The organism is Paraburkholderia sp. CNPSo 3076, assembly GCF_026343935.1.
GTDB classification, from domain to species: Bacteria; Pseudomonadota; Gammaproteobacteria; order Burkholderiales; family Burkholderiaceae; genus Paraburkholderia; species Paraburkholderia nodosa.
Window position 1 is genome coordinate 260,044 of the sequence record NZ_JAPMAL010000002.1, and the last position, 21,335, is coordinate 281,378.

General features: G+C 64.3%; 23 protein-coding genes and 1 riboswitch. Of the genes, 15 read left to right on the plus strand and 8 right to left on the minus strand.

Annotated elements, in window-relative coordinates; genetic code table 11:
* Positions 1-326: 326 nt before the first annotated feature.
* Both M3A49_RS03475 and M3A49_RS03480 read right to left on the minus strand, forming a co-directional pair.
* On the minus strand, positions 327-536 hold the full coding sequence (locus M3A49_RS03475; RefSeq protein ID WP_028204213.1) for a hypothetical protein: 210 nt from the start codon (positions 534-536) through the stop codon (positions 327-329).
* Between the two features lie 240 nt (positions 537-776).
* Positions 777-1,391, minus strand: coding sequence for a glutathione S-transferase family protein (locus M3A49_RS03480; RefSeq protein ID WP_266227477.1), 615 nt, complete (start codon positions 1,389-1,391; stop codon positions 777-779).
* A 433-nt stretch (positions 1,392-1,824) separates the two neighbouring features.
* Between M3A49_RS03480 and M3A49_RS03485 the strand changes: the two genes are divergently transcribed.
* The 3 genes from M3A49_RS03485 to M3A49_RS03495 all read left to right on the plus strand — a co-directional run bounded on the left by M3A49_RS03485 (position 1,825) and on the right by M3A49_RS03495 (position 4,010).
* The gene (locus M3A49_RS03485) at positions 1,825-2,073 is read left to right on the plus strand and encodes a hypothetical protein (protein WP_042264780.1); all 249 of its coding nucleotides are present in this window, start codon (positions 1,825-1,827) and stop codon (positions 2,071-2,073) included.
* 461 nt (positions 2,074-2,534) lie between these two features.
* Complete coding sequence (locus M3A49_RS03490) at positions 2,535-2,831, plus strand: hypothetical protein (RefSeq protein WP_245623636.1); 297 nt, start codon at positions 2,535-2,537, stop codon at positions 2,829-2,831.
* A 747-nt stretch (positions 2,832-3,578) separates the two neighbouring features.
* On the plus strand, positions 3,579-4,010 hold the full coding sequence (locus M3A49_RS03495) for a hypothetical protein (protein ID WP_266227478.1): 432 nt from the start codon (positions 3,579-3,581) through the stop codon (positions 4,008-4,010).
* On the opposite strand, the gene M3A49_RS42595 is transcribed toward M3A49_RS03495, so the two are convergent.
* From M3A49_RS42595 to M3A49_RS03500, 3 genes are all read right to left on the minus strand, one after another.
* A complete protein-coding gene (locus M3A49_RS42595; protein WP_416338909.1) occupies positions 3,910-4,320 on the minus strand; it encodes an Imm63 family immunity protein in 411 nt (136 codons plus the stop codon). The two genes, M3A49_RS03495 and M3A49_RS42595, sit on opposite strands and share 101 nt — an antisense overlap.
* A 7-nt stretch (positions 4,321-4,327) precedes the next feature.
* Positions 4,328-4,675, minus strand: coding sequence for a TNT domain-containing protein (locus M3A49_RS42600; RefSeq protein ID WP_416338912.1), 348 nt, complete (start codon positions 4,673-4,675; stop codon positions 4,328-4,330).
* Between the two features lie 598 nt (positions 4,676-5,273).
* Positions 5,274-6,497 carry a tyrosine-type recombinase/integrase gene (locus M3A49_RS03500; protein ID WP_266227479.1) on the minus strand — a complete coding sequence of 408 codons (1,224 nt, stop codon included), beginning with the start codon at positions 6,495-6,497 and terminating at the stop codon, positions 5,274-5,276.
* A 671-nt stretch (positions 6,498-7,168) separates the two neighbouring features.
* On the opposite strand from M3A49_RS03500, the gene M3A49_RS03505 reads away from it, so the two are divergent.
* The 7 genes from M3A49_RS03505 (at position 7,169) to M3A49_RS03535 (ending at position 14,509) form a co-directional block, all read left to right on the plus strand.
* Complete coding sequence (locus M3A49_RS03505) at positions 7,169-8,236, plus strand: LacI family DNA-binding transcriptional regulator (protein WP_266227480.1); 1,068 nt, start codon at positions 7,169-7,171, stop codon at positions 8,234-8,236.
* Between the two features lie 196 nt (positions 8,237-8,432).
* Positions 8,433-9,476 (plus strand): ABC transporter substrate-binding protein, encoded by a 1,044-nt coding sequence (locus tag M3A49_RS03510; protein ID WP_416338913.1) that lies wholly within the window; start codon positions 8,433-8,435, stop codon positions 9,474-9,476.
* A 20-nt stretch (positions 9,477-9,496) separates the two neighbouring features.
* A complete protein-coding gene (locus M3A49_RS03515) occupies positions 9,497-10,321 on the plus strand; it encodes an ABC transporter permease (RefSeq protein ID WP_266227481.1) in 825 nt (274 codons plus the stop codon).
* A 70-nt stretch (positions 10,322-10,391) separates the two neighbouring features.
* Positions 10,392-11,294 (plus strand): ABC transporter permease, encoded by a 903-nt coding sequence (locus tag M3A49_RS03520; RefSeq protein WP_266227527.1) that lies wholly within the window; start codon positions 10,392-10,394, stop codon positions 11,292-11,294.
* Complete coding sequence (locus M3A49_RS03525; RefSeq protein ID WP_266227482.1) at positions 11,291-12,331, plus strand: ABC transporter ATP-binding protein; 1,041 nt, start codon at positions 11,291-11,293, stop codon at positions 12,329-12,331. Before M3A49_RS03520 ends, M3A49_RS03525 begins: the two co-directional genes overlap by 4 nt.
* 22 nt (positions 12,332-12,353) lie before the next feature.
* Positions 12,354-13,181, plus strand: a complete 828-nt coding sequence (locus tag M3A49_RS03530; RefSeq protein ID WP_266227483.1) for a phosphodiesterase — start codon at positions 12,354-12,356, stop codon at positions 13,179-13,181.
* Positions 13,182-13,294: 113 nt separating this feature from the next.
* The gene (locus M3A49_RS03535) at positions 13,295-14,509 is read left to right on the plus strand and encodes an MFS transporter (protein ID WP_266227484.1); all 1,215 of its coding nucleotides are present in this window, start codon (positions 13,295-13,297) and stop codon (positions 14,507-14,509) included.
* 16 nt (positions 14,510-14,525) lie between these two features.
* On the opposite strand, the gene M3A49_RS03540 is transcribed toward M3A49_RS03535, so the two are convergent.
* Positions 14,526-15,068, minus strand: a complete 543-nt coding sequence (locus tag M3A49_RS03540; RefSeq protein ID WP_266227485.1) for a ferritin-like domain-containing protein — start codon at positions 15,066-15,068, stop codon at positions 14,526-14,528.
* Positions 15,069-15,124: 56 nt separating this feature from the next.
* Positions 15,125-15,286 (minus strand): DUF1328 family protein, encoded by a 162-nt coding sequence (locus tag M3A49_RS03545; protein ID WP_028204224.1) that lies wholly within the window; start codon positions 15,284-15,286, stop codon positions 15,125-15,127.
* Between the two features lie 175 nt (positions 15,287-15,461).
* On the opposite strand from M3A49_RS03545, the gene M3A49_RS03550 reads away from it, so the two are divergent.
* Positions 15,462-15,599, plus strand: coding sequence for an entericidin A/B family lipoprotein (locus M3A49_RS03550; protein ID WP_042264962.1), 138 nt, complete (start codon positions 15,462-15,464; stop codon positions 15,597-15,599).
* A gap of 181 nt (positions 15,600-15,780) precedes the next feature.
* Here M3A49_RS03550 and M3A49_RS03555 read toward each other — a convergent pair whose 3' ends face one another.
* Entirely contained in the window at positions 15,781-16,665 is an 885-nt protein-coding gene (locus M3A49_RS03555) for an EamA family transporter (RefSeq protein WP_416338914.1), read from the minus strand.
* Positions 16,666-17,449: 784 nt separating this feature from the next.
* Here M3A49_RS03555 and M3A49_RS03560 point away from each other — a divergent pair.
* The 4 genes from M3A49_RS03560 (at position 17,450) to M3A49_RS03575 (ending at position 21,274) form a co-directional block, all read left to right on the plus strand.
* Positions 17,450-17,857, plus strand: a complete 408-nt coding sequence (locus M3A49_RS03560; RefSeq protein ID WP_266227487.1) for a GreA/GreB family elongation factor — start codon at positions 17,450-17,452, stop codon at positions 17,855-17,857.
* Positions 17,858-17,954: 97 nt separating this feature from the next.
* A riboswitch (TPP riboswitch) is annotated at positions 17,955-18,084 on the plus strand.
* Positions 18,085-18,186: 102 nt separating this feature from the next.
* A complete protein-coding gene (thiC, locus tag M3A49_RS03565) occupies positions 18,187-20,118 on the plus strand; it encodes a phosphomethylpyrimidine synthase ThiC (RefSeq protein WP_266227488.1) in 1,932 nt (643 codons plus the stop codon).
* Between the two features lie 210 nt (positions 20,119-20,328).
* Positions 20,329-20,550, plus strand: a complete 222-nt coding sequence (locus tag M3A49_RS03570; RefSeq protein WP_035512967.1) for a glycine zipper 2TM domain-containing protein — start codon at positions 20,329-20,331, stop codon at positions 20,548-20,550.
* Positions 20,551-20,884: 334 nt separating this feature from the next.
* Entirely contained in the window at positions 20,885-21,274 is a 390-nt protein-coding gene (locus M3A49_RS03575) for a hypothetical protein (RefSeq protein WP_266227489.1), read from the plus strand.
* Positions 21,275-21,335: the final 61 nt, after the last annotated feature.

Consider the following 21,335-nt stretch of genomic DNA (forward strand, 5'->3'; position numbering starts at 1 on the left):
TGACGCGAATTGAGCCGCGAGTCGCGAAAGGCGGCCGATCGCGCCATCTTACGCGCGACGAATGGCCACCGCGCGCAGCGTGGTTCACGCGTATCGGGTCCGTATCGGCGTGTATTGCGAAGGAGAGCGCAGGCGCAAAAAAAGAGCCGCCTCACACGTTGAGGCGGCTCACAGGGTGACGTCACAACAGCAAACGGGCGAAGCCGTTGCGCGTCAGGGGGATCGGCGAACGCCGGGTGCGCTTGCGTCAGGCGTTGGGTGAATCTGTAACTGGAGATCCAGTCGTTAAAGCTTGGGGAAACCAGCTGCTTGCAATCAGTACAGGATCAGTGCACGCAATCGGTCGGCGCACATTCTCCGTGGCCCGCGTTCCAGAGTTCGCGCGAGCGCAGGAAGGCGGCGCGCGCGCCGCGCGTCGCCATCATCAGCCCGACTTGCCCCATGTTGAAGTCGTGCGACACCATCAGCTGCATCAGGTCCACCATGGGCAGGACCAATGCCGGCTGATATAACTGTCGTTCGATAAAGGATTTCATGACCGCTCCCGCTGCATGCCCCGCGTCCTACTGACACAAGGTCATTCAATGGTTGTCATTTTAGGAATGCAGCGTGCGCCGATAAATGGGCCGTCTGCGAAGTCACTTGTCGAAAATCGCAAACAATCGAAGCAAGTGCGGAGGCGGAGGGTGCGGCGGCGCGCCCGCCGTGCCGGCCGGTCATTGCGCGCGGCCGCGCCAAACGGTGCTTTGCGCGAATCCCGGCCGTGCGGACGCGCTTCAGTCGAGGGGCGTGGCAACGAATTCCGGCAACGTCTCGGCGTGCGCGGAAAGCGCAGCGATCGACGGATATCGGGCGGGATCAGCGCAGCCGGGCAGCATGTACTGGTTGAAACGCCACGCGACGGCCGCGGTGATGTCCGCTTGCGTGATGCGGCCCGCGCACAGCCAGCCGTCACGGCCCGCCACGAGTTGGTCGAGCACGGCCCAGGCCGCGTGCATCTGGGCGTTCACGCGCTCGAACCACGGCTCGTGCTGGCGCTCGGCCGGGCGCAACTGGCGCTCATAGACCTGCTGCACCGTCTTTTCCATGGCCGCGAGCGCGAAACCGTTCACGCGCAGCGCGAAGGTCCGCTCCTGCGTCTCCTCCGGCATGAGCCGCTGCGCGGCGGGCACTTTGCGATCCAGGTAGTCGAGGATCAGCGTCGAGTCGATCAACTGGGTGCCGTCGTCGTCGATGAAGGTCGGCGCCTTCACGACGGGATTGATCTGAGCATATTCGTCGTACTGCCGAAATACCGAAATGCTGCGGTGCTCGAACTCAAGCCCCAGCACATGGAGCGAAATCGCGACGCGGCGCACATAGGGGGAGTCCATCATGCCGATCAACTGCATGGGTTCACCTCGCACAGAAAAAAGGGATCGGACGTCGATCTTGCAGGAAGCCCTGGCGCAATTCAAGACAAGTTGAGCACAACCGGATCGGCGCCCTGCCAAGACGGCTCGTTGTGCAAAAACACACCGTGTCGATGTGCCACGTCCGGCTCGCCGCACAAGGGGGCTACATTTGTTAGCAGACGTCGAATCTGACGCGTCGCGGCATTGTTGCGACGCAGCGCCCCATCCTGCGTACGGGCGCTTTTTTACCGTGCCGCGCTGCTCAAGGCGCAGCGGCGCGTGGGGTGCAAGCGAAGGATGTCGAAGCATTACGCAGACTGCATGAAAGCGGGTTTTTGCGCGCCACATGTGCTGCAGTGCATCGCCGGGAAACTCCTGGATTCGGACGCCGAACGGCTGAGATAGTCTCAATGCACAAGGAGACGAAATCATGAGACAGGCATTCAATGTTGGTGTTGTCATCGTCCTCGCCCTCCTCCTCGCGAATCGTGCCATGACACGTGTGCAGGCTCACGAGGCTGGCTCGCTTACCTGTGCCCAGGGCTCCGCACTCGTCAAGGCCGAAGCACTCGTGCGCGGATTCGGCGAACGCGGCGCGAGCGCCCAGAGCGAAAACTTCCTCTCTTCCTGTCTGGTTTCGGGCCAGGGTCAAGTCGGCGACCTGATCGCCCACGACTGAGCGCCCTGCGCGCCGCGACCGCCAGACGCGTTTCGCGGCGCGGGCGCCGTTCAACGGCGCGGCGTGTGGTGCCAGGCGCGCTCGCGGACCTACCGCGGGAGCGCGCTCATGGCCAACCCGCGCAACGCCGTACATCATCCGGCCGAACCGGGCTACACGCCCGCCGCCGCGGACCCCCTTGGCCGCGGCCGCCCCGATTACCTGCCCGAAGTGAACGCCTCGCTGCGCGACGCCCCCGGCCTTCGCCTCGGGTGCGGTCGTCGACCTGGGCGCTGGCACCGGTAAATTCACGCGCCGTCTGCTGAGTCGACGCGGTCCACTGATCGATTCGGAGCCCGCGCTGCGCGTGCGGCCGTTCGTGAAGGCGCCTTACGGCACGGCAGCGTTCCACTGCATCAAACAAGCCTGGCGCGCCGAAGCGCACCGCTGCCGGTTGCCAATTCCCCGGGTTGGCGGCGAGAATGCTCGCGGACCACGGAGAATCTATGAAAGGTTGCATCCTGTTGTTTGGAGTCAGCATGCTGGCGGCGTGCACATCGGTGACGGCCGTCAATTCGAGACAGGATGGGCATCTCACCGTCACGAGCCGCGCGCGCTGGGATCTGGTTTCGTGGAACCATGTGCGCGCAGCCGGGCTCAGCGAAGCCGAAGACTACTGCGAAAAACAGAAGAAGCAGTTGCACACGGTCGAGATCCACAGCGAAGGCCTGCGCGGCGTGACGTCCCAGACAGTAGAAGTAATCTTCGACTGCATCTGATGGGGGCCGCACAGTCTTCTCGCTCATCCGCGTCAACCGGGCGTTGCAGCCCGTTAGCGCCCTGTTGCAGACCAAATTGCTCGCGTTAGCGCAATAGTTTGTTGTCGTTCACCCCGATACCCAAACCGCATGACCGCGCTAGACTGACGATACATTTTGTTACGTTTAGGGCCGAGTCATGTTGACCGCATTCTTCATCGCCTGCCCCTTTGGCATCGCGGCCTTGTTCGGATTCGCAAGGCTGATCAATCCTCTGACCGGAAAGATCGGTAATCGTTGAGTGCGCAAGCGCCTTATTGCGGCGCAGCGCCCGACCGATCCTCGCGCCGCCATTTTGCGCGGCTGCTGCGGGTTTTTCCCGCCCTCTCCCGTTTTCCCCTTCGCCGTAGCCAGATCCCTTCGTGTGCCCGCACGGATTAAGCCGTGCCAATAAAAAACCCGCGAAGCGTCAAGTCATCGCGGGTTTCCGGTATCCAGCGGAATTCGCTGGAACAACCACTGGAACAACATCTGGTGCGGGGACCACAACCATACTCACACAAATAAACATAAAATATCAAACACTTAATATTTTAACCGCAACCAGATACCAACAAAAATACCAACAGTTGCGCTGTATGTAGCCGCACGGCAGCGGAACAGCACGTCAATATGATGGCTGCTTCCGCCCGCCCGTCAACCATCAGGCATCACTGCGCACGCCCTCTTTGCCGTTGCCGTACCCACGCCTAACTGCCGGTTACGCTGATGTTCGCGCAGATCTGCGCGCGCCTCTGGTGGATGGACCCCGTTCGTAACTCGATGGAGACAGCGGCTGCGGCGATCATCCAGGCGGCTGGTTTGGCACCGACTGAGAATTCGGAATCCGAGGAAGCAGCGGAATGCAAGCTGTTTGCCAGTGCAGCCCCGACAGAAGGTGTCCGGCTAGAAGTCTCTCGCAACTTTGTTCGCATTCTGGTCGAGCAAGAATCTTTTACGCCGCAGGACAGCAACCACCAGGTGCAAAAGGCACAACTTGCGTCGCTCCGACTCAAGGACTTGCTCGCAAAGCAAAACAAAGAACAAGAGGCAAAGCAGACTACGCCCGCAGCGGAGACTTCAACAACACTTCATCGTAGTGATCTTTTTGCCTACTTTCCCAGCCCTTGTCGAGCGCCCCTAATATTGCTAGAGCCCTAGCAAACGCGACTCTTCGAGGATCAACATCACGCTTCGGTTGGTGCAATTCAAAATCAAAGCCCATCGACGATGCTACGCCTCTGAATATTTCGAATAGAAGATCATCGCGAGACGCCACAGTCGTCCTGTATTGCTCCCGCCCTTTCTCTACGACGACCAAATGGTAGCCTCGACCGTCAACTTCTACGTGCGGTCGCCCCATATCGTCCGATACACCGTATGTCGGAAGCAAATCTAATGGAGCGGATATGCGGCTCGCCAATTGGACAACCATCGCCTTGATCTGTTCGAGTTCGACTTGATTCGACATGGCAACCCTATTTCAAAGGTGGTTTGGGCAAAGTGACTGGCGCGAGAACTCCCTGCTCCAGCAAGCTATTGACGCTCTGGGGTAGTCGAAACTGAATGCCAGTCGTGGAACCGAACCATGGCATCACGTAACTTTGCTGAACCGTTAGCGGAGACGTAACCTGATAGGCATTATACGGAGCATCGTATGACCCCATCGGTAGTCCGCGGGTATTGAATGCTGCCCCCGCAGGCGCGGCATACTGGAGTGCAGCACCGTAAAGCGCCGCCGTGTCCAGGTTATTGATCGTCTGCTGGCTGGTGCTATCCGTCTGCGACGGCAGCGCATAGAAGCTCGACTTGCCGGTTGCCTGCAGGGCGGCCTGCTCAACCTGCTGCGCCTGCGTGTACCTTCGAAATACACCTTGCGCGTGTCATAGACGACTGCGGTGTCAAACTTGCGCCGGCCCGTGCGATCTGTGGCGTCATGCAAAGCAAGGCTGGGTTCGCCAATGGCGTCCATAATCGCAGTCAGGTCTGTGCTGCACACTTCTCCGAGCGCAAGCACGCCGAATCCGGTCAGATCGAATACTTCCCGTATCTGCTTTGCAACATATTCGAGGTCCCCGTCACGTGCTTTTCTGCTTGGCACTGGCGGCGACAAACTTGTGTTCCAAGGGCTGTTGCTCGAGGCAGAATGCCGTTGTAGTTCAAGGCGCCAGGGACGTGTACGACAGCTACCGCGCGCACACACGCAACAATGGTCGCACTCCACTTACGGTCACGAAGTTTAACGAGCGGCTCATACAGCTCGGGTTTGAACACGTACGCCGCGCTTTATTCAACGGCTGGACGGGCTTCGTCTTGAAGGGCGATTGATGAAGTGGCCGGGGGCATCGCCCCGGCAATCTCATCCCGCATTGCTATCGTTGCACTGCGCCTCGCGACCCGGCCCTATCCTGTCTGCACAGTGCATTACTTCCGCAGTCGCGACCGCCCGAACTCGGTCGGCGCGACGAAAACTCCAGACACGGCACTATCGAGATAGTCTGCCCATACCTGCATCATGTCACTCCGCTCCGCGAGATATTGCGCGCGGTTATACGCTGCGCGAACCTTGTTTCGCTCGGCGTGTGCCAGCTGCCGCTCGATCCAGTCGGGTTGGAACCCCATCTCGTTCAGGATCGTCGATGCGGTCGCGCGAAAACCGTGGCCCGTCGCGCGGGAGTGGTAACCCATGCGGTAGAGGGCATACAGGACGGTGTTTTCGCTGATGAAGGCCCCGCGGCCGTTGCGCGACGGGAAGACATAGTCTCCGGCACCGTTCATTGCCTGCAATTGACGCAAGATATCAACGGCCTGTCGTGACAGCGGAACGATGTGGGGTTCCCGCATCTTCATCCGTTCGGCGGGGATGCGCCATTCAGCGCCGTCCAGATCGAATTCGGTCCACAAGGCCGCGCGCAACTCCCCCGTCCGCACGAATGTCAACGCGAGCAGTCGCAATGCTAAACGCGTCTGCAGTTCGCCATCGTAGTTCGCAACGTTTCGCATAAACTCGGGTAAATCCGCGTGGCCCAGCGCGGCGTAGTGCCGCTTCTCTGGCGTTTTCAACGCGCCCCGCAGATCGGCCGCCGGATTGTATGTCCCGCGCCCGGTGGCAATTGCGTATCGGAACACCGCACTGCATCGCTGTAGAACGCGACCGGCAACTTCCAGCGCGCCGCGCTTTTCAATGGTGCGCAACGCTTCAAGCAGCTCCGGCGCGGTGACCCTGATCAATGGGCGATCTCCGAGTGTTGGGAAAACGTCGGCTTCAAGCGATCCAAGAATCTTCGCGGCATGTGAGGCGGTCCAAGTCGCCCGTTTGGTCTGGTGCCACTCGCGCGCGACCACCTCAAACGTGTTCGCTCGGTCATTGGCGCTCTGCTTCGCCGCCCGTTTGCGCTCGGCAACCGGGTCAATTCCCTGTTTGACCAACGTCTTCGCGTCGTCGCGTATCTTGCGCGCTTCGGCAAGCGTAACGTCTGGATATACCCCGATCGCAAACAACTTTTGCTTGCCTGCTATCCGGTACGCCATGCGCCAGTAGCGGGAACCGTTCGGATGGACATGGAGGTACATCCCTCCGCCATCGCTCAGCTTGTACGGTTCGGCGGTGGGCTTTGCGTTGCGGACGGCGATGTCTGTAAGCGGCATGATGTAGGTACCAACTTTTCCGGTTTTGGTACCAACGAATATACCAGCAAATTTTTGGGGTAATGCCGAATGAACCCGTACGACACAGAAGACAAATCCAAACTAAATCATTGATTTTTCGGTGATTTTTTATTCTACCGAATGACAGCGACATAAAATGTGGTGCCGGGGACCGGACTCGAACCGGCAAGCCGTTAGGCGGCGGATTTTCGTCACACCACGTCTTTCGACGCCACGCGTCCTGGTATGGACGCGCGTTCGTGCGCTGGACTATGCCTTCGCCGTCGCTTAAGCGCCGCGTATCTCACGCTGCGCCCGGCCTTAGGCGCCCCCCGTCTAGTCTCTACACCTTCCTGACCGCCGCTTTGCGCGGCAGCCGGCTTGGCTCGGCGTTGCCTCGGCGCCTCGCGCGCAACGCGCTTCAAGGCCCAGGGGGTTCGCCGAATTTGAGGGGTTCTGCACCGGCCGTTTCCGGTCGGGCACTCAATCGTTTTTTAAGTCCGCTATGTTTACCAATTTCATCACCCCGGCAGGGCGGACGCGATTCTACCATTGCCCGGCGCGCGTCCCAAAGGCGCGACGGGGGACCGCATCCGTCATCTGCCGGTCATACACGTTTTTCATAATCGGCCCCATCGAAAACGTTTACAAACGACGCCGGGGCCGCTCGCATGACGCCAACCATCAAGGATGTCGCCGCACACGCCGGATTCTCGATCGCCACCGTGTCGCGCGCGATCAATGCGCCTCACACCGTCAACCCCATCACGCTCGCGCGGGTGCGTGAAGCGATCGACGCGCTGAAGTTCCGCCCGAACCCGCTCGGCCGCCAGTTGCGCGGCGAGCGCACGCGTCTGATCGGCGTGGTGCTGCCCACGCTAGCCAATCCGGTGTTCGCCGAGTGCCTGCAGGGCATCGATGAGCTCGCCTCGGCCCAAGGCTTTCGCCTCATGCTGATGACCACGCAATACGACGCCGATCGCGAGCGTCATGCGATCGAGACGTTGCGCGCGCAACGTGTCGAGGGCCTGATCCTGACCGTCGCCGACGCCGACACGCACCCGCTGCTCGACGAACTCGACGCGGACGGCCCGCTCTACGTGCTGATGCACAACGACACGAAGCGCCGCCCTTCGGTGTCGGTGGACAACCACCAGGCCGCCTGCGACGGCGTGCGCATGCTCATCGCGCACGGCCATCGCCGCATTCTCATGCTGGCCGGCACGCTGGCCGCCTCCGACCGCGCGCGCCAGCGCCATGCTGGCTATGCCCTCGCGATGCAGCAGGCCGGCCTCACGCCCGCGCCAGCCCTCGAAATCGATTTCAACGCGCAGGAACTCGCGCCTTCGGTGCTCGCGCATCTGACGAGCGGACCCGCGCGCCCCACGGCCCTTTTCTGCAGTAACGACCTGCTGGCGATGGTCGTGATGCGCGGACTGCGCCGAGCCCGTCTGCGCGTGCCGCAGGACATGTCGATTCTCGGCTTCGACGGCCTCGCGATGGGCGAACTGCTCGCGCCGCCGCTTGCTAGCATCGGCACGCCGAACCGCGAGATCGGCCGCGAAGCGTGGCAATGCCTGATGGCGCGCATCGGCGGCCAGTACGCGGGGCCGCTCGCCAATACGCTGCCGCACACCTTGCGCGCGGGCGGCACCATCGCGGCGATCGCGCATGCGCCGCTCGGCGCGCGTGGGAGCGCGATCGATCGCGACCTCGAACTCGGCGGCGCGCTCCCGTGAGTCCGTGGCACGTCTGAAGAACAAACCGAACCAGCCAAACAAGCCAAATAATCCGGACCGCGCGCGCACGCGGCCCTCATCCACCAGAACGCTCTCGCAACCGACCTGGAGACCTGCCGTGACCAGCCGCTTCGCCTTTGCCGGCCCGCTTTCGCTTGTGCCCGTGCGCGCCGCCCTGCGCGCGCTAGCCGCGCCCGTGCGGCGCTTGACCCGCTTGCCCCGCTTCTCCCGTGCGCTGCCGCTCGCCGCGAGCGCCGCCGCCCTCGTCGCTGGATTTGCCGCGCCACTTGCGGCACAGGCCGACCAAACTGCAATCTGTTACAACTGCCCGCCCGAATGGGCAGACTGGGCGAGCCAGATTCAGGCGATCCAGAAAGAGACCGGCATTCGCGTGCCGTTCGACAACAAGAACTCCGGCCAATCCATCGCACAACTGATGGCCGAGCAGAAGAGCCCGGTCGCCGATGTCGTCTACCTCGGCGTGTCTTCGGCGTTCCAGGCGAAGGACAAGGGCGTGATCACGCCGTACAAGCCCGCGCACTGGAACGACATTCCCGCCGATCTGAAGGACCCGCAAGGCTACTGGTTCGCCATCCATTCGGGCACGCTAGGCTTCTTCGTCAACAAGGACGCGCTCGAAGGCAAGCCGGTACCGCGTTCGTGGGCCGATCTTCTTAAGCCCGAGTACAAGGGCATGGTCGGCTACCTCGATCCGTCGAGCGCCTTCGTGGGGTATGCGGGCGCGGTGGCCGTGAACCTCGCGTTGGGCGGCACGCTCGACAACTTCCAGCCCGCTTTCGAATGGTTCGGCAAGCTCAAGGCCAACCAGCCGATCGTGCCGAAGCAGACCGCCTACGCGCGCGTGCTTTCGGGTGAGATTCCGATCCTGCTCGACTACGACTTCGACGCCTACCGCGCCAAGTACAAGGACCACGCGAACGTCGAGTTCGTGATCCCCACGGAAGGCACGATTTCGGTGCCCTACGTGATGAGCCTCGTGAAGAACGGTCCGCACGAAGCGAACGGCAAGAAGGTGCTCGACTTCGTGCTCTCCGACGAAGGCCAGAAGCTCTGGGCCAATGCCTACCTGCGCCCGGTGCGCGCGAGCGCGCTCTCGCCGGAAGCGGCTTCGAAGTTCCTGCCCGCGAGCGACTATGCGCGCGCAAAACCCGTGGACTTCGCGAAGATGGCGGCGCAGCAGCAGGCGTTCGGCGAGCGCTATCTGCAGATCATGCACTGATATCCCAGCCAATCACTTCCATGCATGACCTCACTTTTCCGCTGCGCTGGCGCGTGGCGCTCATCGCGCCCGCGCTCGCGGTGTTCCTCGCATTCTGGCTGTTGCCGATGATCGCGCTCGTGCAGGTGAGCGCCGATGGCCACTTCGTCGAAACTTATCGCGCACTGCTCACGAATGGCCGTTACATGAGGAGCCTTGGCGCGACCATCGCGCTCTCGGCCGCGGTGACAGCGGGAACGCTCGCGATCTCGACGATCTGCGGCCTTCTGCTCGCGCGGCGCGCGTTCGCGGGGCGCCGCGCGCTCATCGCGTTGCTCACGTTTCCGCTGGCATTTCCGGGCGTGGTGGTCGGCTTCATGGTCATCATGCTCGCCGGCCGCCAGGGGTTGATCGGCGCGCTTTCGCTGCGGCTCACCGGCGAGCGCTGGGTGTTCGCGTACTCGATGGCGGGACTCTTCGTGGGTTATCTGTACTTTTCGATCCCGCGCGTGATCGTAACGGTGATGGCATGCGCAAGCCAGCTCGACGGCTCGCTCGAAGAGGCCGCACGCTCGCTTGGCGCGTCGTCGTGGCGTGTGCTGTGCGACGTGATCCTGCCCGCGCTCGCGCCCGGCCTCGTCGCCGCAGGAGCGATCTGCTTCGCGACCGCGATGGGCGCGTTCGGCACGGCGTTCACGCTCGCCACCGACATCGACGTCCTGCCGATGACGATCTATACCGAGTTCACGCTCAACGCGAACATGGTCACGGCGGCCGGCCTCTCGATCGTGCTCGGTCTCGTCACGTGGGCGGTGCTCACGCTCGCGCGCAGCGTGACGGGCGCGGCCGTCGCGGCCACGGCATGAGCACGCGGTGGCTTTCGAGGACTCCAGAATGAATTCGGTCGTCAATCCCGCCGCTGCGGCGGCGCACGACATGCACGAAGCGCCCGGCCGGCCGCCCGCCGCGCGGCGGCGCTTCGCGCTGCCCTCGGCGCGCGCATGGATTGCGTGCGCGCAATGGCTCGTCACGCTCGCCACCTGCGCGTTTCTTATCGTTCCCGTGGTGATGTCGATTCTCGCGGGCCTGACCGTCAACTATTTTCGCGGCGTGGCGAGCGGCCTCACGCTGCGCTGGCTCGACCAGGTCTGGACGCAGTATCACGCGAGCGTCTTTCTCTCGCTCGAAGTGGCGGCCGCCACGCTCGTCATCACGCTCGTGACCGGCGTGCCCGCGGGCTATGCGCTCGCGCGCAGCCGCACGCGCCTCTCGCGTCTGATCGAGGAATTGCTCGTGCTGCCCGTAGCGCTGCCCGGCCTTGCTTCGGCGCTCGCCCTGCTCGTGGTGTACGGCGGCTTCAGCGCCTTTCGCATGAGCGCGGCGTTCATCGTGGTCGGCCACGTGGTGTTCACGCTGCCGTTCATGGTGCGGCCCGTGGCGGCCGTGTGCGCGTCGGCGGACCTGCGCACGCTCGAAGAAGGCGCGGCGAGCCTCGGCGCGAGCTTCTGGCAGCGCTTCACGACCATCGTGCTGCCCAACGCGCGGCCCGGCATCGTGGCGGGTGCGCTCGCGGTGCTCACGCTCTCCATCGGCGAATTCAACCTCACGTGGATGCTGCACACGCCCGACACCAAAACGCTGCCAGTCGGCCTCGCGGACACCTACGCGTCGCTGCGCATCGAAGTGGGCAGCGCCTACACGATCCTCTTCTTCCTCATGACGATGCCGCTGCTCGTGGCGATGCAATGGCTCGGCGTGGACGTACCCGGCTCCTCAGGAAAGCCATCTGGCAAGCAGCGCCTCGCAGGCCACCAAAAGAACAACAAGGATTCCGAATGAAACTCGAACCGATCCCGATTATGCTCACGCGCTGCGCGAAGACGTTTCGCGGCACGCGCGTGCTCGAACCGCTCGACCTCGCGATCGGTGCGGGCGAGACGCTCGTACTGCTCGGCCCTTCGGGCTGCGGCAAGACCACCACGCTGCGCATGATCGCGGGTCTGGAAACGCCGGACGCCGGCGGCCGCGTGGCCTTTGGCGACGAGGACGTGACCGCGCTGCCCATCGAGCGGCGCAAGGTCGGCATGGTGTTCCAGAATTACGCCCTCTTTCCGAACCTCGACGTGCGCGGCAACATCGGCTATGGCCTGAAGATCCAGCGCGTTCCCGCCGCCGACGCGCGCGCACGCGTCGACGAGCTGCTCACGATGATGCGTCTCGAAGCGCACGCGGCCAAGCCCATCAACCAGCTTTCGGGCGGCCAGCGCCAGCGCGTCGCGCTCGCACGCGCGCTCGCGCCGCGCCCGCGTGTACTGCTGCTGGACGAGCCGCTCACCGCGCTCGATGCGCGCCTGCGCGACACCTTGCGCAGCGAGATGAACATGCTGCTGCGCGAGCTGGGCGTCACGACCGTCTACGTCACGCACGATCAGGCCGAGGCGATGGAGCTGGGCGACCGCATCGTCGTGATGAGCGCGGGCCGCATCGAGCAGATCGGCACGCCGCGCGAGATCTATTTCCAGCCAGCGAGCCGTGCGGTCGCGCAGTTCGTCGGCACGCTCAACCGGATCGCCGGAGAATGGCAAGGCGGGATGCTGCGCACGAGCGGCGGCGCCGTGCCGGCCAGCGCGTCCCAGACCGCCGGCGCCGCCGAACTGTATTTCCGCCCCGAAGACGCCACGCTCGCCGACCCTGTCGGCGCGCAACTATGCGGCGTGATCGAGCAGGCGACCTTTCTCGGCGAGCGCACGCGCCTCACGATCGGCGGCGCGGCGCCCGATGCCCTGCTCGTCGACGTGGCGGGCCGCGTCGAGCTGGCGCGCGGCACGCCGGTCGGCATTTCGATCGACCCTGAAGCGCTTATCGCGCTCGCGTAATTCTTACAAAATGGGGACTACCATGCTGCTTGCCCAGATCAGCGACCTGCACATCAAGCCACCGGGCGCGCTCGCCTATCGCCGCGTCGATACGGCCGCGAGCCTCGCACGCACCATCGCGCGGTTGAACGCGCTCACGCCGCGCCCCGACGCAGTGCTCATGACCGGCGACCTCGTCGACCAGGGCTCGGTCGAGGAATACCGGCACCTCAAATCGCTGCTCGACACGCTCGAGATTCCGTACTGGCTCCTGATCGGCAACCACGACGCGCGCGAGCCGCTGCGCGAAGTGTTTGCCGATCGGCCCGAACTGCGCGAAGGCGGCGAGTTCATCCAGTACGCCGTGGACCTCGGCGCGCTGCACGTGATCGCACTCGACTCCATGCAGCCGGGGCAAAGCGCGGGCACACTCTGCGCGGCGCGCCTCGCGTGGCTCGCGCAGCAACTCGACGCGGCGCGCGGCAAGCCCGTGATTGTCGCGCTCCATCACCCGCCGTTCGACTGCGGCATCGGCCATATGGATGCGATCCGGCTCGACGACAGCGCCGCGCAGGCGCTCGAAGCGCTCGTGGCGCAGCATCCCAACGTCGAGCGCGTGCTGTGCGGTCACGTGCACCGGCCCATGTTCGTGCGCTTCGGCGGCACGATCGCTGCGGCCGTGCCCGCGCCGGCCCACCAGGTCACGCTCGACCTCGTGCCCGACGCGCCCTCCACCTTCACGCTGGAGCCGCCCGCCTTCGCGCTGCATCGCTACGACCCGCAGGGCGGGATCGTCACGCATCACGGCTACGTGGACACGTTCGACGGCCCCTATCCGTTCTACGAGCCCTCGGGCGAGCTGATTGCCTGAAAGCGCGACTGGCGGCGCGCTCCCGCACCGCCAGCGCGATTGTGCGGGCTCCGGTATGATCGGCACGCTCGAAGCCTGCCTTCCGTATCACCGGGCGCCGCCCGCACTCGCACATGTCCACACCTGATTCCGCAAACGCTGGCGCAAGCCAGTCGCTGCGCGGCCTGCTGCTCCTGCTCGCGACCATCGCGGGCGTCACGGTCGCGAACATCTATTTCAACCAGCCGCTGCTCGACGATTTCCGCCAGAGCTTCCCGGCCGGCGCCGCGTGGATCGGCGCCGTGCCGGCCGGCACCCAACTCGGCTACGCAGCCGGCATGCTGCTGCTCGCGCCACTCGGCGACCGCTACGACCGCCGCCGCATCATCCTGCTGCAAACCGCCGGCCTGTGCGTCGCGCTGCTCGTCGCGGCCACCGCGCCATCGCTTGGCGTGCTGGTCGGCGCGAGCCTCGCGATCGGTATCCTCGCCACCATCGCGCAGCAGGCAGTGCCGTTTTCCGCGGAACTCGCGCCGCCCGAGGCGCGCGGCCACGCGGTGGGCACGGTCATGAGCGGCCTCTTGCTCGGCATCCTGCTCGCGCGTACGGCGGCCGGTTTCGTCGGCCAATACTTCGGCTGGCGCGCGGTGTTCGGGGCGTCGATCGTCGCGCTGCTCGTGCTCGCGCTCGTGATCGTGAAGAAGCTGCCGAAGAGCCAGCCGACCTCGAAGCTCGGCTACGGCAAGCTGCTCGGCTCGATGTGGCATCTCGTGCTGGAGCTGCCCGGATTGCGTGAAGCGTCGGCGACAGGCGCTTGCCTCTTCGCCGCGTTCAGCCTCTTCTGGCCTGTGCTGACGCTGCTGCTCGCGGGCGAGCCATTCCATCTCGGGCCGCAGGCGGCCGGCCTGTTCGGCATCGTCGGCGCGGCGGGTGCGCTGGCCGCGCCGATGGCGGGCCGCTCCGCCGACAAGCGCGGGCCGCGCGCGGTCATCACGATGTCGATCGTGCTGATGGCGCTCGCGTTCGTGATCTTCGCGTTCTCCGGCACGAGCCTGATCGGCCTCGTGATCGGCGTGATCGTGCTCGACGTGGGCGTGCAGGCCGCGCAGATCTCGAATCAGTCGCGCATCTACGCGCTGCGCCCCGAGGCGCGCAGCCGCGTGAATACGGTGTTCATGGTCTGCTACTTCATTGGCGGCGCGACCGGTTCCGCTGTGGGCGTGACCGCCTGGCACGCATTCGGCTGGATCGGCGTGTGTGGAGCGGGCATCGCATTCACGGCGCTCGCCGGCTGGATTCACCATGCAACGCGCCCGCGCATGGGCGCGGGCGCGCAGACTTCTTCCTGAGGGCTGGCGGCAAGCGCTATTTGCGCGTGTACAGCAAGTCGGTCATGTCGTCGGCATGCTCTTCCTCCGTTGCGAGGATCTGCTCGAAGATGCGCCGCGTGGTGGTGTCGTCGTGACCGAGATAGTTGATGATCGCACGATAGCTCTCGATAGCGATGCGCTCCGCGATCAGATTCTCGCGGATCATGTCCTTCAGGTCGGCCCCTTCCTTGTATTCCGAGTGCGAGCGCTCGACCAGCGTCGCCGGCGAGAAGTCGGGCTCGCCGCCTAGCTGCACGATGCGGGCCGCGAGCATGTCGGCGTGCTGCTGCTCCTCGGTTGCGTGCTGGAGAAACTCGGCCGCCACCGACTCGGACTCGATGCCCCTCGCCATGAAATGGTGCCGCTTGTAACGCAGCACGCACACGAGCTCCGTGGCGAGCGAATCGTTGAGCAGCTTGAGCACGGTCTGGCGATTCGCGGGGTAGTCCGGCGTGACCGGCCCCTGGTCGAGATTGCGGCGTGCCTCATCGCGTACGCGCTTGAGATCGAACTCAAACGAAGCGTGTGTCTTCGACATCTGACTCTCCTTCGAACATGGCATGCATGAATGGGCTTGGCTTTGCATGGCGCGCATCATCGGTGCATCACGCCTAGCAGCAACGTGACGACGAAGACCACGAGGAAGATGTAGAACAGGATCTTGGCGATTTCGGCCGCGCCCGCAGCGATTCCCGTGAAGCCGAATACGGCGGCAATGATCGCGATGATGAAAAACACGATGGCGTAGTGAAGCATGGCGTAGTCCTCCTTGTGGGCGGATGTGCTGCGCTATGTCGCGCCTGCGTCAGCGCTAGCGCAAGCGCAAGCAGCGGACCCGACGCATGCGCATACGCAGGCGCATGGCGGCACAAATGACCGGGCACGGGACATGCTGGAGAGTGATCTCCTTTGACACGTGGAGGACTTCCTCATGAAACGCCTGATTGCCCTCTTTCTCGTTACCGCTTCGTTGGCAGCGCTCTCGGCCTGCAACACGATGGCGGGTGCCGGCGAGGACGTTTCCGCAGGCGGCCACGCCCTCACGAACTCCGCGGAAAAGGCGAAATAGTGTCTGGCAGACGGTAAAGGCGCCAGGATGACGGCTAACGCGCGCACGCAGCCCGTACGCGCGCTGCCGGCATCGATCACGGGTGAACCATAAAGTCGCGGCCGCTGTGCGCCTCACTTGCATGGCGGCCGCGCGCGCAACGCGGCGTTGACGCGAGGCGCGTCGCGAAGTCAGGATGAACTCAGGAAGTGCGGCGGCGGTCGTCGAACAGGAACGACAGACCCACGCTGCCGAGAATCAGCACGGTCGCGACAACGGTTGCGCTCGTGACCGGCTCGCCGAGCAGCAGCGCGCCGAGCGCGACGGCAACCACGGGATTCACGTACATGCAGCTGCTCGCGACGAGCGGGCTGGTATGGCGGATCAGATAGCCATACGCGACATAGGCGGCCATCGTGCCGATGAACAGCAGGTAGAGGAACGCCAGGAGCGGCAGGAAATGCAGCTCGCCCATGCGTTCGCCGCTGATCCACGCGACCGCCGTCGAAATGGCGCCGCCGAGGCCGATCTGCAGCGCCGTCGCGACGAAGAGATCGGTCGGCAACGTGAGCTTGCCCGCCAGATGCGCACCGATTGCCCAGAAGAGCGCGCCGCACAGAATCGCGAGGCTGCCGCCCGCCGACCCGGACGCGGCGCCGCCATGGCTCAGGATGGCGATACCGACGAGGCCGAGCGCGACCGCGGCCCATTCGGCCTTCGCCACGCGCCGGCCGGTGACCGCCGAAATCACGGTCGCGAACAGCGGCACCGTGGCGACCATCACGGCCGCCTTGCCGGTGCCCACGGTACGCATGCCGTAGGCAAGCATGCCGCTCGACAGGCCCACGAGCAGCGTGCCCACCACGCCTGCGTTGCGCACTTCGAGCAGCGTAGGCATGACGGGCCGCCGGCGCATGGTGAAGACGAACAGGCCGATCCCGGCGAACAGATTGCGCAAACCGGAGAGCAAGAGCGGCGGGAACGAATCGAGCGCGACCTTCACGCCGAGATACGTCGAGCCCCAGACGAAGTAGACGACGGCGAGCGAGAGCGCGACGCGCCCGGAGCGCGATTGCGGCAGCCGCACGGTGCGCGCAAAACGCCATAGCGCGGCAGCAGCCTGCTGGGCTCCGGCGAGAAAAGATTGAGTGCTCACGCGGGAAGGCAAACGGGGAGGCATCGTCATTTCACCGCGGCATATGATGAAAGGGGACCGCGGCGCCCCGACGGCAAGGCGGCGGGACGGGTAAAGCTCGACGGCATGGTGCAGATGCGCAAGAACGCGAAAAAAGACGGGGTACGAAGGACACCCGGGACGGGCGAAGCGCATTATGCAACAACGCCGGGCGTTGCGGAGGCTTTCAGGATGCTTTATGCGCGGCGATTCGTTGCGTGCGCGTCACAGTGGGAGCGACGCAAGCCAGGACGGCCGATCGCGCACCATATCGACGTTCGCCGACCGCGTCACGCCACGCTTGTTGGATCGTGCTAGCATGACACAACCTTTCGTTTAACTTTCATCAATCGGGTTTCGTACACGCCACTCGCCATGCTTTCGCTCGTTTCGCGCCCCGCATCCGCCTTGCCGCCGCGCCATTCGCGGGGCGCGCCGGCGCGCTCACGCGCAGAGCGCGAGCGAACGACGCCGTGGTCTCTCGACACCCGAGCGCGCGCCCTGCCGTCCCTGTCCGCCCCGCTCTACGCCGCCCGGCGTCCGCACTGAACCCGCCTCCCCCAACCCATCGGAGCCGTTCGGTCGGGCTCCGGGCCAATCCGTTGCGCCCCGCTGCGGCCCGCGCCAGAATGCGCGCTTTCGCCCGCCAGCCCTCGCCGTTACCTCGAATCTTTTCTGGATCGCAAGGAGAACTGCCATGTCAAAGAAAATCCGTTACTTCACCGAACTCGATGTTGCCCGCCTCGAAAAATGCGCCGCCGAACCCGGCGCCTCCCCCGCGCGACAGACCATGCTCGACGAGCTGCTCGAACACGCCGTGATCGTGGAGGCGCGTGACATGGCCGCCAACGTCGTGACGATGAACTCGCAGGTCACGCTCGTGGACGAGCGCAACGGCGCATCCCTCACGTACACCGTCGTCTATCCACATGAGGCGAACGTCCACGCCGGGCGCCTGAACGTGTTCTCGCCCGCGGGTCTCGCGCTCCTCGGCGCGAAGCGCGGCAACGCCGTGCGCTTCACGACGCCGGGCGGCGCGGTCGAAACGCTGAAGATCGAACGTATCCTGTTTCAGCCCGAAGCCTCGAAGGATTTCACCCTGTAAGTTCCGCATACACGACTCACCACGCCAAACCGCGCCTGGCACATTGCACGCGAGTTGGCACTTGCCAGATCGTCGCAGCACGGTGTATTGTTTGGCCTTGCTTACGCGGGGGTCCTGCGTCATGCGCCGCATCGAACGAAAGTCGTGCAGCGTATTTCGCGGGTGAGAAATACCCTTTGAACCTGATCTGGATAATGCCAGCGCAGGGAAGCGTCCGGACTTCGCAACATCGCTCAACGCCTCACCTCATCACAGCGAAGTCCGTCCACGTTCCGTCTCGTCTCCTGCTAAGCCGCTGTTCCCACTTTGCTTTGCATGGAGAGAGACGCATGAACGCGAATCCCAAGTTCATTTCCGCCAACGCGCACGTCGACGAAGCCGCGATCGCGCCGCTGCCCAATTCCCGCAAGATCTACGTGACCGGTTCGCAGCCCGATATCCGCGTGCCGATGCGCGAGATCACGCAGGCGGATACGCCCACGGGCTTCGGCGGCGAGAAGAATCCGCCGATCTACGTCTACGACACGTCGGGTCCGTACTCCGACCCTGAAGCGAAGATCGACATTCGCGCAGGCTTGCCCGCGCTGCGTCAGAACTGGATCGAAAAGCGCGGCGACACCGAAGCGCTGCCGGGCCTTTCCTCCGAGTACGGCCGCGAGCGCGCCGCCGACCCCGCGACGGCCGAGCTGCGCTTCCCCGGCCTGCACCGCACGCCGCGCCGCGCGAAGGCCGGCAAGAACGTCACGCAGATGCACTACGCGCGTCAGGGCATCATCACGCCGGAGATGGAATACATCGCGATTCGCGAGAACCAGCGCCGCGCCGAGTATCTGGAAAGTCTCAAGGCCAGCGGCCCGAACGGCGCGAAGCTCGCCGCGATGATGGGCCGCCAGCATCCGGGCCAGGCGTTCGGCGCAGCCGCCTTCGGCGAGAACGCGCTGAAGGAAATCACGCCCGAGTTCGTGCGCGACGAAATCGCGCGCGGCCGCGCGATCATTCCCGCGAACATCAACCACCCGGAAAGCGAGCCGATGATCATCGGCCGCAACTTCCTCGTGAAGATCAACGCGAACATCGGCAATTCGGCGGTCACCTCGTCGATCGGCGAAGAAGTCGACAAGATGACGTGGGCGATCCGCTGGGGCGGCGACACGGTCATGGACCTCTCGACCGGCAAGCATATTCACGAAACGCGCGAGTGGATCATCCGCAACTCGCCGGTGCCGATCGGCACGGTGCCGATCTACCAGGCGCTCGAAAAGGTCAACGGCAAGGCCGAAGACCTCACGTGGGAAATGTTCCGCGACACGCTCATCGAGCAGGCTGAGCAGGGTGTGGACTACTTCACGATTCACGCGGGCGTGCGGCTGCAATACGTGCCGCTCACCGCGAACCGCATGACGGGCATCGTCTCGCGCGGCGGCTCGATCATGGCCAAGTGGTGCCTCGCGCATCACAAGGAGTCCTTCATTTACGAGCATTTCGAAGAGATCTGCGAAATCATGAAGGAATACGACGTGAGCTTCTCGCTCGGCGACGGCCTGCGTCCCGGCTCGATCTACGACGCCAACGACGAAGCGCAGCTCGGCGAACTGAAGACGCTTGGCGAGCTCACGCAGATCGCGTGGAAGCACGACGTGCAGGTGATGATCGAAGGCCCGGGCCACGTGCCGATGCAGCTCATCAAGGAGAACATGGATCTCCAGCTCGACTGGTGCCAGGAAGCGCCCTTCTACACGCTCGGGCCGCTCACCACCGACATCGCGCCGGGCTACGACCACATCACCTCTGGCATTGGCGCCGCGATGATCGGCTGGTTTGGCACGGCCATGCTCTGCTACGTCACGCCGAAGGAACACCTGGGCCTGCCGAACAAGGACGACGTGAAGGTAGGCATCATCACGTACAAGCTCGCCGCGCATGCGGCCGATCTTGCGAAGGGTCATCCGGGCGCGCAGGTGCGCGACAACGCATTGTCGAAGGCGCGCTTCGAGTTCCGCTGGGACGACCAGTTCAACCTCGGCCTCGACCCGGACAAGGCACGCGAGTTCCACGACGAAACGTTGCCCAAGGACTCGGCCAAGGTCGCGCACTTCTGCTCGATGTGCGGCCCGCACTTCTGCTCGATGAAGATCACCCAGGACGTGCGCGACTTCGCTGCGAAGCAAGGCGTGAGCGACGACGAGGCTCTGAAGAAGGGCATGGAAGTGAAGGCGGTCGAGTTCATCAAGCAGGGCGCCGAAATCTATCAACGCCAATAAGCGCCGACTTCGGGCTGACTCAGGGCTACTTCGCCCCGGCGGGCGCACGCCGTCCGCCGAAACATTTTCTAACGACTCCCACAACTCTCTGACAAGCGCACACACCCGGATACGGGTCGCATGGCTAGGATGAGGATATCGAAGGTGCGGCGTGCGCGCGAGCGCATGTCTCACCGCTCACTCGAACGCATCTGCGTGGGGAGTCGAAAAATGAAAACGCTCAAACGTGCACGCACGCTCCTGACGGTGACGACGCTCGTCGCCGTGCTGGGCAGTCTTGGCGCTTGCGACAACATGTCGAGACGCGACCGCGATACGGTGATTGGCGCGGGCGTAGGCGGCGTGGCCGGCGCGGCGATTGGCGGCAATGCGCTCTCCACCGTGGGCGGCGCAGCGGTGGGTGGCGTGATCGGCAATCAGGTTGGCAAGTAAGTGGCAAACAGGCGGTAGCGCCAGTACGAATCGACGATGCGGCTGCACGACTACTTGCACGATCGAAGCGACGGCACAGAACAGAAACGATACGACAGGCAACACGCCATTCAAGGCGTGCATCAGGGAAGGATGCGCGGCGCAGACCCTCACGGGCTGCGCCGCGTTTGCTTGGGTCGATGGCATTCAGCCGCAGGACTACGCGAAATATTCGGTAAGCGAAGCACAACGCAAAGCGGGTTCGTACGGCGTAAGCTCGAACGATCAGACGGCCCGGGCCTGAAGGCGGTAGTCCCGCGCGGCCGTTCGCCATTCGCCATTCGCGGAGCCCGGCATGAAACGTCCGTCTGTGTTCGTGATCGCCGCCGCGAGCGCGCTCCCCGCGCTTTCCGGCTGCTACTACTACGCCCCCTACGGCTACGCGCCCTACTACTACGGCACCGTGCCCGTTGCGGCCACCCAGCAGGAAGCCGCGGTCGTGCAAACGGCGCCGAACCCCGCGCCGGCCGCCATGCCCGACGCACAGTATCCGGGGCCACTCTATCCCTCGCCTCCCGTTGCGATCGCCGTGCCTGCGTGGCCAGCCTATCCGGCCTATGCAGCCTACCCTGCGGCCTATCCCGCGTACTACCCTTATCCCGCGTACGGCTGGGGCTGGGGCGCGCCCGCCGTCTCGTTCGGCTTCGGCTACTGGGGCGGCGGCGGCGGACACTGGCATCACTGACGCTCACGCACCCAGCCACACGGCAAAGTACACCGCAAAACGGTGCCGGACCGTACTTTCC